Annotated in this window: 10 protein-coding genes; 1 reads left to right on the top strand and 9 read right to left on the bottom strand. The window is 33.1% G+C overall.

Annotated features, from left to right (window positions below; genetic code table 11):
* The 3 genes from RH81_RS09765 to msrB are packed head-to-tail and all read right to left on the bottom strand — an operon-like array spanning position 1 to position 1260.
* Positions 1-243 carry a glutaredoxin family protein gene (locus tag RH81_RS09765; RefSeq protein ID WP_033959999.1) on the bottom strand — a complete coding sequence of 81 codons (243 nt, stop codon included), beginning with the start codon at positions 241-243 and terminating at the stop codon, positions 1-3.
* A gap of 26 nt (positions 244-269) precedes the next feature.
* Positions 270-809, bottom strand: coding sequence for a peptide-methionine (S)-S-oxide reductase MsrA (gene msrA / locus RH81_RS09760; RefSeq protein ID WP_033959998.1), 540 nt, complete (start codon positions 807-809; stop codon positions 270-272).
* Entirely contained in the window at positions 799-1260 is a 462-nt protein-coding gene (gene msrB, locus RH81_RS09755) for a peptide-methionine (R)-S-oxide reductase MsrB (RefSeq protein WP_033959996.1), read from the bottom strand. The genes msrA and msrB overlap by 11 nt, the downstream gene beginning before the upstream one ends.
* A 188-nt stretch (positions 1261-1448) precedes the next feature.
* Here msrB and RH81_RS09750 point away from each other — a divergent pair, with 188 nt between their 5' ends.
* Positions 1449-2654 carry a Pycsar system effector family protein gene (locus RH81_RS09750; RefSeq protein WP_033959995.1) on the top strand — a complete coding sequence of 402 codons (1206 nt, stop codon included), beginning with the start codon at positions 1449-1451 and terminating at the stop codon, positions 2652-2654.
* 8 nt (positions 2655-2662) lie between these two features.
* Here RH81_RS09750 and RH81_RS09745 read toward each other — a convergent pair whose 3' ends face one another.
* The 6 genes from RH81_RS09745 to RH81_RS09720 all read right to left on the bottom strand — a co-directional run bounded on the left by RH81_RS09745 (position 2663) and on the right by RH81_RS09720 (position 14350).
* Entirely contained in the window at positions 2663-5038 is a 2376-nt protein-coding gene (locus tag RH81_RS09745) for a hypothetical protein (protein ID WP_033959994.1), read from the bottom strand.
* A gap of 118 nt (positions 5039-5156) precedes the next feature.
* Entirely contained in the window at positions 5157-5618 is a 462-nt protein-coding gene (locus RH81_RS09740; RefSeq protein ID WP_033959993.1) for a hypothetical protein, read from the bottom strand.
* Between the two features lie 2 nt (positions 5619-5620).
* Positions 5621-7738 (bottom strand): glycoside hydrolase family 97 protein, encoded by a 2118-nt coding sequence (locus RH81_RS09735; protein ID WP_033959992.1) that lies wholly within the window; start codon positions 7736-7738, stop codon positions 5621-5623.
* A 9-nt stretch (positions 7739-7747) separates the two neighbouring features.
* Positions 7748-9412, bottom strand: coding sequence for an alpha-amylase family glycosyl hydrolase (locus tag RH81_RS09730; protein ID WP_033959991.1), 1665 nt, complete (start codon positions 9410-9412; stop codon positions 7748-7750).
* Between the two features lie 3 nt (positions 9413-9415).
* The gene (locus RH81_RS09725) at positions 9416-10834 is read right to left on the bottom strand and encodes an alpha-amylase family glycosyl hydrolase (RefSeq protein WP_033959990.1); all 1419 of its coding nucleotides are present in this window, start codon (positions 10832-10834) and stop codon (positions 9416-9418) included.
* 6 nt (positions 10835-10840) lie between these two features.
* Entirely contained in the window at positions 10841-14350 is a 3510-nt protein-coding gene (locus RH81_RS09720; protein ID WP_081988267.1) for a TIM-barrel domain-containing protein, read from the bottom strand.
* Position 14351: the final 1 nt, after the last annotated feature.

The following is a 14351-nucleotide window of genomic DNA, read 5'->3' as shown; positions in this document are numbered from 1 at the left end:
TTATTTATCTAGCCATTTTAAAAGCTCTTTTTCAGATGGATTTCTTAATTTCTTAGTGTTTATGGTGATGGTCGGAAAGTTCAGTTTCCTATTGCTGTATAAGTTACGTAATTCATTAGCAGAATCTGAGTTTTCTTCAACATCAAGAAATTTATAATTAAGGTTTCTTTGCTCAAAAAACCTCTTATAGTATTGAGTTTTATGGCACCTTTCGGCGCCATAAAGTTTAATTGCTCTTGTCATCTCTTGACTCTTTAAGTTTCAGAAAATTACTTAAGTTTATCAGCATGAAGCTTTCTAAGCTTTGTTAATTTAGGATTAATCACGAAACTACAGTAGCCATTGTTTTGATTATTTTTATAATAATCTTGATGCTCTTTTGTAGCTTCATAAAAGATATCTAAAGGTGAAATTTCAGTAACAATAGGATTTTCATAATATGGTTGTAGTTCCTTAACTACTACTTCTGAAATTTCCTTTTGAACCTCATCATTATAAAAAATCACTGATCGATATTGCGTTCCACGATCTGCACCTTGGCGATTCAAGGTTGTCGGATCATGAGTTGTCATAAAAATGACTACTACATCTTCAAATGAAATAATATCAGGATCAAAAGTCACTTGAATAACTTCGGCATGTCCTGTTAATCCGGAACAAATCTCACGATATGTCGGAGATCCAGGAACAATTCCACCAGAATATCCAGAAACTACCTTTTCAACGCCTTTTACCTCTTGAAACACGGCTTCTGTACACCAAAAACAACCACCACCAAAAGTGGCAACTTTTAAATTTTTAGTTGTCATTAGTCACCTCCTTTTCGAGCTTCATAGATTCTGAATTGATACAGTAACGCAAACCACTTGGTTCTGGGCCATCAGGAAAAACATGTCCTAAGTGCGCATCACAAGTATTACACATAACTTCAACGCGAATGATACCAAAAGCATTATCCTTTTCGTATTTAATTGCATTTTCTTTAATAGGCTGCGTAAAACTAGGCCAACCAGAACCAGAACTAAACTTAATAGTAGAATCGAATAAAGGAGTGTTACAACAAATACAGTTGTATTGCCCTTCATCATAAATGCTACATAAAGCGCCACTATGTGCACGTTCTGTCCCTTTTTGTCTTGTAATCCTAAATTGCTCTGGAGTTAATTGAGCTTGCCATTCGGCTTCTGATTTTTCTACTCGATTGTCTGGAGTAGGATTTCCTTTTACGGAAAAGTTGATCACTTCTTTCCAAGTAAGCATAAAATGGGTCCTTTCTTTTTTTAGTTAATATTAGTATGCTTTCAACTTAATAATAGTCGAAATAGAGTTTAATTACTTACAATTGTATTCCGTTCAATATCCATGAAAGCATTCTATAAATTTACGACAAATAAAAGTGCATGTTTTACATTAACTAAAGTTTAGTATTTTTACTGAAAATCATTATTATGAGTCCTCTTATTTCTAAAGCTGAGCAATTTGTCACAAATTATCTAAATGAAAATCTTGACACGACTTTTGTATACCATAATATTGCTCATACTCAAAGAGTAGTTGCCAAAGCAACTGAACTGCTTGAAGAGGTAGAATTAAGTGATAACGAGAAGGAGCAATTATTACTAGCAGCATGGTTTCATGATACTGGATTTACAAAAACCATTGATGGTCATGAAAAAGAAAGTGTGAAAATTGCAACAGCTTTTTTAAAATCGGAAAACGTTCCTGATGAGGTTATAAAAAGTGTTTCAGAAATCATTTTGGCTACTCAAATGAAACATGTACCCAAAAACAATTTAGAAGGACTTATTAAAGATGCCGATTGCGCTCATGTTTCTAGTAAAAATTATGAAAATTATTCTTCACTGTTGCGAAAAGAATGGGAATTGACATTAGAAAAAAAACTTTCTAAATCTGAGTGGTTAAATGAAAATATTGCGTTTTTAACTAACCACACTTTTTATTCGGCATTAGCTTCTGGAAAATGGGAAAACCGTAAAGGCAAAAACTTAGCGAATCTTTTATTAGATCAAAATAAAATTAAAGAAAGTACAGAGAAGTTAAAGCAAAAAAAGGATGAGTTAAAATTTAAGAAACACAAATTAGATCTACCTGAACGAGGTATTGAAACCATGTTTAGAGTTGCACTTCGTAACCATATTACCCTGAGTGATATTGCAGATACAAAAGCTAACATTTTATTATCTGTCAATGCTATTATTATCTCTTTAGTACTTTCAAATTTAGTCTCAAAACTAGATAATCCTTCAAATTACTATTTAGTATGGCCAACTGCTGTTTTTGCACTGTTTACAGTTGCTTCAATTGTATTATCCGTTTTAGCTACACGACCAAATGTAACTCAGGGTAAATTCACTAAAAAAGATGTTGCCAATAAAAAAGTAAATCTTTTATTCTTCGGAAATTTTCACCAAATGAAACTCGATGAATTTGAATGGGCAATGACAAAAATGATGCAAGACAGAGATTATCTTTACAGCTCACTTACTAAAGATTTATACTTTCTTGGATTAGTTTTAAACAGAAAATATGGCTTACTTCGTACGACCTATACTGTATTTATGGTAGGTATTATTGTAAGTGTTATTTGCTTTGCTGTAGCATTTCAAATTGCTGGAACAAATGTTTTGTTTTAATATAAGTTCTATATATTAATCTCTTTCATTAAATCATCGTACGTGTAAAACTCTTTATCGTTGTTTTCTTTATGATACAACACGCTTACTCTTATCGCTTTCAATCCAGTAACAGCCTGTAAATCTTGTAACTCAACGATTTCCATATCATCATCTAAATATTTCTTAGATTGCAAGAATTTGATATATCTCATATATTCAATTTCATCTTGTTTTTGAGAATATACGATGCTTATTTTACCTTTTTGAGTAACTCTTTCAGTAGTCCCTTTTATGTAAGCTTTATCAACTCGCTTTTTAACAATTTCGTACCTGGCATTATAAGTCCCATCAACATCAAATTGTTTTTCGTCCATTCTAAAACTTATTGATAGTGGTTGATTAAACACCAAAATCATTGAGGCAACATCTAGTTTTACTGGAAAGTCAGATTGCATTAAATAAAATGTGTTTTCCATTTCAACCATTACTTGTAATTGCCACAATCTTAAGTTATATAAATAAATAGGATTGAAACTATCATCTTTGGTTATGGACTCACCAATGTACATGTTATGTTCAACTCCATCAGTTTTAAAGCGTTCAAAATAATGAGGATACATTGCTTGAGCTTCTACTTGCTTTTTATCTAAAAGCGCAGCCATTTCTTTATTAATTAACGCAATAGTATCATCGTAGTTTCTTCTATGGTGGTATAGCACCTCAACTTTATCATCGATACTATTAAAATAAGAATCTAATTGACCTTTTAAAGAATCTATAGATTGTAGATGTTGTAAAACAGGGTCAATATCATGTTTTATAAATGCTGATATTTGTTGTTCACTATCCACCTGAAAATGGGCTTCTAATCCTTCTAAATAATTGTTTATCTGATATAGGAACTGCTCATAAATTGGCAAATTTTCTATTTGAAATGCACTTTCCACAATAGATTTTATAGAATTTAACTGAATCGTTAAATCTTCTCTGGTTGCAGAATTTCTAGCTTCTGAAGACCCTTTAATATCTATTTGACCATATAAAGGATAAATATTTTCGAAGGCAATTTTATTAAAACTTGGTTCTTTACCATTAAGCTGGTCTTTAATAAAGTTTTTCGCTTCTTTTTCAAACTTCCAATGCACACTTGGGTGTATAGAAGTACATTCGGTTTGAATAATGGCTTCAATTAAGTTTTCTTCCTCTTTCTTAGAACGCTCAACAGCAGATACAATAAACGGCATCACATCATTTAGCTTATTCGCATTAATGCTATTAAGGACTTTTGGTTCTTCTGAAACAATTTCAAGAATTCCCATTAATCCTTTTTCATTAGCAATAGGCGCTAAAATCGCACTTTTTATATTTTGTTCTTTTAGTGTTTTATATTGAGGTGCCTTACCTTTAGACAATTCATAATATTTGTCGACATCTGATATGCTATAGAAACTCTTGTCTTTGAGCAAGGTTTTATATGACATACTACATAAGGTTCCTGAACATGAGTTAGATTCTAAATCATGTAGCAAAAAGCTATTCATTTCAGCTCCATAAACACGTTCGAATCTATCCTCTCCTTCATTGTAAATTGAAAACCCTACTTTAATATTTTTTAAGCCTAAAAGAGAACGAAAGATTTCATGAAAATCATCCATAAACCCTTTATCCTGTCTTTTCTCTTCACCTATTAAAGCCGTTTTAATATTTGAAATAGACTGATCGTCAGTAACATTAAAAATATTAGAAATCACAAACCCCTTAAACGTATAGCTATCTTTAGGGAACTTCTCTTTCCATAATTCGATATTTTCAAAATTATCTAGAAGTTCATCGAAATCACTTTGAGTGATTTTTGGTGCATTTTCAGTAGGTACAATTTCAGTGAAATCGGCATTATACAAGATTTTATAGAATTGCATAATTCCTTTTGCATCTGGAATTTCATAATAAAAAGGACGTTTGAAATTCATATCGAATCCATAACAAAATGCTAGAACAATAGTACAAGCAATAATGTACTTATCATCTTCTGGCATATTCTTAATTTTCAGTTCAAAATCATCTCCAGCTTCTTGAATAATACTTTTGAAACGATCTGAAGAATTAAAAATAAGATTGTGAAAAGGAACAGATGCTGTTTTAATTTCATTTTTAGACAATACAGGACTAAAAGAATCTTGAAGAATAATTCCAATTTCTTTTTCGCGTTCTTTCAGAACAGAAATGTCACTAAAGCCTTCTCGTAATACTGGAAAAGCATCTGCAGTCTTTAAAACTCGTCTTGCTTTAGCAGCAATAAACTCGTCGTCATTTTCAGCCAAAGCCTCATAATGCTTCAATAGTTTATTAAAACTTACTAAGAGCTTAAAAGGTGACTCTAGATTGTCATTGATATCTTTCATAATAACATTTTGGAACATACAAAGTTACAAATTAATAGTTTGGTCGCTATTATTTAGACATTCTTACGGTGAAAATGTTACAAGAAAACAGTTTTTTAACTTTATAAATTTTTGTGGTTTAAAATCCTAAGATACCATAGGTCCAATTAGAACCATCACTAATAAAAATTAGTGTTTTATTACGATGACCTCCACCAAGACCAGAATCCATATTTACTGGGCCAGGAAATCCAGTACTACTATCACCTGCAAAAAACAATACTCCAGCAAGTACATCTGCAGGAGACAAAACAATGTCTGCATTAATTGTATCTTGAACATTTCTTATGATGTATACTCTTCCCGGAAATGCACTAGCACTTGGCAATTGAAAATCTTGGTCATTTGCCGCTGGACTCACAGAAATGTATACACCATCGTCAATAAGAGTTGGAGTAGCACCACCAACTAGGACAACATGTTTAACAGACAAATTACCATTAACATCCAAGGTACTAAGTGGTGTTGTCGTTCCAATACCTACCTGAGCAAATGAGCATAAACTGCTCAATAGAATTATTACTATTAAAAATCTCTTCATAATCAATCCTTTTTAATTATACTAATCGCGACACCACCACCTTCAGCAAGCTCTAAGGTTAATTTGGAGCGGTTACTAACAGTTAAAATTTCAATTTTTATATCTAAAGGGTTTTTGTCCCAATGTGCTTCTTTTCCGTCTTTATAAACCGTAGCGATGTATTCTTGGTTATCATCTAAAAAATCAAAATTCACATCAAATGTTCTTCCATTTTCATCAGTAATACTACCTAAAAACCAATTACCAGTTTCACGCTCTTTTCTAGCTATTGTAACATAGCCTCCCACTTCACCATTTAAAACTTTAGTCGTTTCCCAATCTACACCAACATCTTTTATAAATTGAAATGGTTCAGGATTCGCTTCATAATGTTCTACTAAATCTGCTGCCATTTGTATCGGACTATAAATTACAACATACAATGCAAGTTGCTGAGCCAATGTAGTATTAACTTGATTGTTTTTTTTGAATTCATCAAATTTAATATTGAATATTCCTGGTGTGTAGTCTATAGGTCCAGCTAACATTCTAGTAAATGCAACAATTGGTAAATGCTCTGGAGGGTTCCCACCATCTTCAGCCCAAGCATTAAATTCTTGTCCACGAAGACCTTCTCTAGAAATTATATTCGGATAAGTTCTTCGTAATCCTGTAGGTTTTATAGGTTCGTGTGCATTAACAGCAACTTTATACTTAGCGGCTTTAATTGCTGCATTATTATATTTATTAACCATATGTTGCCCATGATGATATTCCCCTTTTGGCAATATCTTTCCAACGTAACCAGATTTTACTGCATGCATATTATATTTCTGCATTAATGCATAAGCAGCATCTTGTTGTATTTCATAAGTATCTGTTGCAGATGATGTTTCATGATGCATGATTATGTCTACCCCTTTTTCTTTTCCATAACGAACCACTTCAGCTATATCATAATCTGGATACGTTGTTACAAAATCAAAAACACCTTCTCTGTCCTCAAAACCAATCCAATGTTCCCAACCCGTATTCCAACCTTCAACTAAAACGCCACCAATATTATTTTTGGCTGAAAAATCAATAAAACGTTTTACATTTTCGGTTGTTGCTCCATGTCTACCATGCGCCTTTCCGGTATCTGTCCAATGACCGCCCACCATTTCCATTCCATAATCCCAAGATGATTTCCCTAAATGCATTTCCCACCAAACTCCAGTATACTTCATAGGTTTAAACCAAGAGACATCTCCTATTTTATTAGGCTCATTGAGGTTTAAAATGAGATTGGAATTTATTAAATCTGGAGCGTTATCAGTAATTTGGATTGTTCTCCATGGTGTATTGAATGGCAGGCTTCTTTTGACTTTATAATCTGTATTTTCTGAACCAACAAGATGACTTTTAAGATTTAGATTTTCGGTATCTACTTTCAAAGTCATACCAGAATAATCAACTAATGCAGCTTCATGAAAACTTAAATGCAGACCATCGTCTCCAACCATGGTTACAGGTGTATTTACAGCATTTTCAGGGATATAGGTTTGAGCTAAATTGACATGACCAACATATTTTAAAGCATCAATTTCCGAAAGTCTTGAGGTCGTATATAAATGCTCATAAATATCCCAATCTCCTGGAATCCAAAATGTTTTATAATCTTGAGTTAAATTGAATTGTGTTTGCTCTTCAATAATCTCTACTTCTTTTAATCTACTTTGTTCTGGAAATTCATATCTAAATCCAACACCATCATCATAAATTCTAAAAACGATATTTAAAAATCGTTCAGGAGATACTTTTTCTTGAAGTTCTACTTTCAGTTCTTTATAGTTATTAATAACATCTAATTGTTCTCCCCAAGGCAAGTGCCAAGTTTCATTGAAGGTTCTTATTTCAGAGTTTTTAATAATGAAGTTTTTATCAAATGCAGGTGCATTTTTAAATTCAAATCCTAAATATGATGTGTCAATAATCACCTTATCCTCTTTAGTAACCATATAATATGGCTTACCACTTTGTGAAAGATTAAAACCAACTTTAATAGCATTGTTTGGCGAACTAAGCTCCAATGATTTTACTTCGGAAGAGTTGCAAGACACTATTAAAAGGGCAAATATGACTATCAATATAGCTTTCATTGTTTAACTTTATTTTTTTTCTAGTAAGACTATGTCGAATTGTGAATCTAACATAGCTTTTCCTTTAATTACCTTAATATCTTGATTTGAATATGCATCATAAAGCATTGTTCCATCTTCAAAAACTTTTGAAACATCTAAGGTCTTTTTACCTTTTTGTAAGCTCAAACCAACGACAACTAAATCCTCATAATTATCTTTAGTGAAACTTCTATAAAACACATAAGGTTGTTGTGTAATCATTTGGTGCAATCCTGCTCCAATGGAAGGATGACTCGCTCTAAATTTGCCTAATTTTTGCCAATGAGTTAAAACTTGTTTAGTCTCAGCTTTATTCTCAATTGCATCCCAATTCATAAACGAACGTAAATTGGCATCACCATTTGCTCCATTAACCACGAGTAATCTCGCAGATTCATCACCATAATATACTTGTGATGTACCAGGAGATAATAATAGTTTATTAGCAGTTTCAATTGGTTTTTCTCTATTGGCATCAAACGGACTTCCATCATCGTGTGAACTTAAATAATTGAGTGTTCCAAATTCTTTTAATTCCCCATTCAAGACATTATAATATTTACTAAATAATGGCTCATAATCTAACTCTTTAGAATTCCATTTAAACTCAAAATTAATTAAGCTATGGAAACCTTCAGGATCAAAATAATTCACTTTTTTATCTCCAAAATCGAATATCTGACCTGTACTCACACCATAATTATAGACTTCACCAACAATATAAAAATTGTTGTTATCCAAAATTTTATCTGAATTATTCTTCTTAAACTCATCAAATGCATAATCACACTCTGTTTTAAATTCTTGCCAAACATATTCTTCAATATGTTTTACAGTATCTGCTCTGTAGCCATCGATACCAAATTCGGTAATATAATCTGTAAGCCATTTCATAATATAAAAGCGTGGCGCTCTTGGATAGTCTGTACGTTCAAAAAATGCGTCTAATTCGGCAACTTCTTGTTCATAACGTCCTTCCGCTTTCCATTTATCAACAAGTTGAGGAGGTAACTCTACGTTTTCGTTACTTTCTGTTCTAATATCTGGAAGGTTAGCGACTAATGTACAAGTGACAGTGTTTTCATAATTATCATATGTACATTGTTTATCAGTTCTTACCCATTCATCTGGCCAAACTGGATCTTTTTCCGTAACTGGTCCTATATGATTAATTACTGCATCCAAAACGATACGAATACCTTTTGCATGAGCTTCTTTCACTAACTCATGTAAATCTTCTTTTGTTCCAAAATTAGGATCAATTTTCGTCCAATCTTTTGTCCAATACCCATGAAAGCCATAAGACACTCCTGTACCTTCATCAGTTCCTCCATGAATTTGTTCAACAATAGGAGTCATCCAAATAGCATTGATTCCTAAATCTGAAAAATAGCCTTCCTTCACTTTTTGAGTAATTCCTTTGAGATCGCCACCTTTAAAACCTCTTAACTTTCCAGCCTTTTTTGTTCTATCAAAATTAACATCGTTAGATGTATCTCCATTATTGAAACGATCTGTTAACAAGAAATACAGATTAGCACCTTCCCAAACAAAAGGCATATCATTTTCTGTAGGTTCAACAATTTCAGCATGCTTTTCTTTACAGGAAAAAGCAGTGAAAACAATTATTAATACAATTAGAAACTTCTGCATACGTTATTTTACTAAAATTTTATACTCCCAAGGACCAATTTCAAAAGCATCTCCTTTCAACTCTATTTTTTTATTTACCATATAATCCAAATAATTGCCTTCTGGAATAGATATTTTATTTCCTTCATCAGAAAAATTTCCAACAAACAAAATGGCTTCACCATTCTTTGAACGTTCAAACATTAAAATATTATTTTCAGAATCTAATCGCTCATAAGCAGCTGCGTTTTTCCCACCATTTAGTGCTGAATTTAAGTTTTTAAGTTGCCCTAGTTTTTGAAGTAATTTCCAACTATCTCCTTTTGTTTTAGGGAATGAATCTTTCTCAAAAAACTTTAATCTATGGTTTAAATCGTATTCTTGACCAGAATAGATTAGCGGCATTCCTTTTAGCATAAAACTTAAAGCCGTCATTAATTCTGAAGCGTCTCCCATTCGCTCTTTTAGAGATCCATTCCATGAATTTTCATCGTGATTCGTCACAAAATTCATTAAGATATCGTCAGAAGCATAATCTTTATTCATTTTTTGAATGTAAGCTTCATAATCAGCCAAAGTCTTCTCTCCTTTTGCTAAACCATTCAATAAATGATGACCATCCCATGCGTAAGCCATGTCAAATAAATTATCATCTAACAACTCTGGCTCCCAGGCTTCAGCCAGCATAAAGATGTCTTTATTTCCTCTTAGTTCAGGAACGGCTTGTTGCCAAAAATCTGTTGGTACTGATCCTGCAACATCGCATCTAAATCCGTCGACTCCTTCTTCAGTAATCCAATATGTCATATCATCAATCATTGCTTTGCGCATGTCCTGATTCTCATAATTTAAATCAGCAACATCTGTCCAATCTGTACCTTCTGGATGAACAACCTCTCCCTTTTCATTTTGCGTATAATAATCTGGGTTTGTTTTTAACCATTCGTGATCCCAACCTGTGTGATTCGGTACCCAATCTAAAATGACATAAATACTATTTTTATGAGCCATTTCTATTAATTCTCTAAAATCTTCCTTTGTACCAAATTCTGGATTAATCTCAGTGAAATCTGTAACAGCATAATAACTACCTAGATATTTCCCTTGTTCTTCTTCTGGGAATTCTGATGCAAATTTGCTGTCTGATCCTCCTGTAGCTTTTCGTTTTGTTTTAGAAATTGGAAATACTGGCATTAACCATATCACCTTAACGCCTAGTTCTTTTAATTGAGGAATATCTTTTATGAATTCTTTAAATGTCCCTTCTGGTGAATATTGGCGAATGTTAGCTTCATAAATCACAGCAGTTTCCAAATCTGAAGAGGAAATTGGATCTAATATTACTTTTGTGTCCTTTATAGCGACTTCGGCTTCTTCTTTTTTTTCTGTTTTACAAGCAATAAATGCAAACAAAACACAGGCTATTAATGCATAGTTTTTCATTCTATTTTATCTTTTTAGTTTTATTTTAATTTTTGTTTTTTTAGATGGTTTTACAACAAAAGACACTACAGCCTTTTTTGATTTAGAATCCCAATTCGTAGTGACTCGCTTTCCGTTTACTTTTATGTATTTCGGTTCTTTTTGAATATTGTGAACCACCAAATCAATCGATTTCTCACCAGAAACTATAGTAATTATATCACCAATTCTTTGCTTAAACTCATGTTCAAATTCGAATTCAAATTGAAGATTTATTCCTTTTAGTATGGATTCAAATTCTAAAATTTCGTAGGCCTGTTTTTGTATGGCGTCAGTTACATTTCCTTCATCTGTATAGAATTCTTCTTCATTATCGGGAGCTGATTTATCAAAATAATAGTGAACCTCTAAATCGTCATCTGTATATTCTGAAGTTGATTGCATGGGTTTAGCCATCGGGATAAAAGAACCAGCTCTCACATAAGTTGGAATTGAGCTTTCATTTAATTGAACGGTCTTAGTTTGACCACCAGTAATCTTTTGTCCTGTATAAAAATCAAACCAAACATTATCCTTTGGAAAATACATTTCTTGTTCAGTTTTCCCAGCTTCTAAAACAGGTGACACCAGAATATTATTTCCCCATAAATAGGTTTTTGAGTAATTGAATAAATCTTCATTATTTGGATCCTCGAAGAATAGAGGTCGCATTAAAGGTTTACCAAATCGGTTATTCTCATAGACTAAATTATAATTATAAGGCAATAATTTATAACGTAATTCAATTGCTTGTTTTGCTAAGCCTTTTGCCTTATCACTTCTAAACACAGGTTCACTAGCAACTTCTTCTTGTGCATGAGGTCTAAAAATAGGTTGAAAAACGCCGTATTGCAACCATCTAACGTATAATTCATCATCAAGATTTGCTCCTGCAAAACCGCCTAAATCACTATGCATATATCCTAAACCTTGCATTCCCATTTGAAGTGCAATTTCGGGTTGTGATTGCAATCCTCCCCAAGTTCGGTTTACGTCACCAGACCATGGAACCATGCCATACCGCTGAGAACCTGAATAACCCGCTCGCATTAAAATAAATGGTCTTATGTCTGGGAAATCTCGTTTATAACCTTCATGAATAAGTCTTGCCCAATCATGTCCATAAATATTATGAACCTCATCGGCACTTCCTGTATGGTGTTGTACCCAATTTGGATGCACTTCTGGTTCACCTAAGTCTCCCCAAATTCCGGCAACTCCCATATTGGCTAAATCCTTATAAATGTTCCAAAACCATTGTTCTGCTTCTGGTTTGTAAATGTCTACAATTCCAGTATTACCAAAGTAAAAATCATACCTAGCAGGATTGCCAATAGAATCTTTTGCTAATACATCTTTCTCAACTGCTTCATCCCATTTTTTGGACGTGGTTAAAATGAAAGGTTCGGTAATAGTAATTGTTTTCACACCTTTATCATTTAACCGTTTTACCATACCTTCAAAATCTGGAAAGGAATCTCTAAAAACTTCTAGATTTCCCATGGTTCCTTTGAGTTCTTTACCAAACCAGTATAAATCTAATATAATGGCATCAACAGGAATTTCTTCTTCTTTAAACTTAGCAATGGTCATTTCGACTTCTTCTTGTGAATGATAACCAAATCGGCTTGAAAAATTACCCATAGCCCAACGTGGAAGCATAGATTGTTTCCCTGTTAAATCGGTATAATTATCAATGATATCATACCATGTATCTCCAACAATAATTTGATATGTTTTACGACCCGAAATGGTTTCGTAAGTGACCGTATTATCTCCTCTACTATCTAAGTCTAAAAAACCGATTGGTGCATTATCAAAATGCAACATGTATTTGTTTGATGACATTACAATGGGCATTGTGAAATTCATAAGCTTTGACTCGGTTTCGTAACCATAATGAGCTCTATTGTACAACCTCAAACGGTTTCCACGACGGTTCATTCCTAGAGCTCTTGCTCCTCCTCCATATAAGGTTTCGTCTTTCGTTAGGTTAAATTGAATGGTTTCAAATTCATCATTTTTTTGATAGCCATTTCTTTCTGAAATGATTGGTTTCCCATTGTATTCGTAAGAAATTTTAAAGGGTTGCTTCTGGACACTTACTGAAATCCCTTCGGAAGAAAAATGAAGTCCCTCAGTATTGTCTTTAAAACTTGTTTCTATTTTGGAAGGGCTCAAAATCACTGCATGTGATGTATTTAAAACAGTTTCACCAGTAGGAATAAATGTTGTCTCGACAATGTCTTTCGAATAAAATTGTATGGTATAGCTTCCGTCGGAAACTTGAACTTCTAATTGCGCATTATTTTGTTTTGCAGAAACGAACTGACGTTTATTTACAGCATCTGGAAACAACCATAGTATGGCTTCTTCAAACTCTTCTTTCCAAAACTTTTCGTTATGTTCACCTTCTGGTACTACTTTAGACTGAATATTTTTAGCAGTAAACCCTTCACTTTTCAGCAAACTCACCATTAAATTCAAATCGTTTTCTGTGTTGTTTATTTCTTCAAAACCAGCATTAATACCTTCTTGTCCACCAGCAAGGAAATACAATTTTGAATCACTATTCTTAGCATTGTCTTTAGAAAATTTAAAGACCTCATCTGGAGCGAACCAAAATGATGGTGAGAACACAGCACCTTTCCCGAAGACATTTGGGTATTCTAATGCTGCATAATGCGATATTAATCCTCCCATCGAGCTACCAACAATGGCTGTATTAGCTTTATCTGTTAAGGTATTATAATTATGGTCTATGTACGGTTTTAGTGTATTAGTAATAAACTCAACATATGCTTTTCCTTCACCTCCGCCATATTTATCGTTAATCCATGGTGAATATTCATCTAATCGTTTGTCGCCTCCATTATCGATACCAACAATAATTAGCTTTAGATTTTTATCTCTAAACAATCTATTCATCGTTTCATCAGCTCTCCACTCACCCGAATACGAAGTCTTATTGTCAAACAGATTTTGACCATCATGCATATAAACTACTGGATAAGATTTGTTAGACGAGTGATAATCTGGTGGCAAATACAACCAAATACGACGGTTTCGATTTAGCTCTGGCATTTCAAAATTTTCGGAAATGAAGGACACATTATTAGATGCTGTAGATGCTTTTTCAATATCAAAAGAATTTGACCAACCAGCTATTTTCACATGTAAGGTGTCGTTTGCTTTGTCAAATACATAATTACGATTATCAATAGCTTCTCCATTATTATTACACTCTGCAGATTGCCATGTTCCTTGAGTGAATTTAAACAGCAAGTTTTCAGATATTGGAAAGGTAATTTGGTATGTCCCATCCTTTTGTTCGAGTTTGTATTGATCTTGTCCTCCAGTCCAATCTTCAAAACTACCAGAAATATAGATAGAAGCATCTTTTGGCGTTTCATCAGGCAATTCATCGACCACAATTGTGACCTGTGCCATAAGGTTGAACCCAAAAAGAAAACTTAATATGAACGTAAATACTTTCATT

It is taken from the genome of Psychroserpens jangbogonensis (genome assembly GCF_000797465.1).
Taxonomy (GTDB): Bacteria; Bacteroidota; Bacteroidia; order Flavobacteriales; family Flavobacteriaceae; genus Psychroserpens; species Psychroserpens jangbogonensis.
The sequence above is the reverse complement of the archived record's forward strand: the minus strand, read 5'-3'. Positions and strand labels throughout refer to the sequence as shown.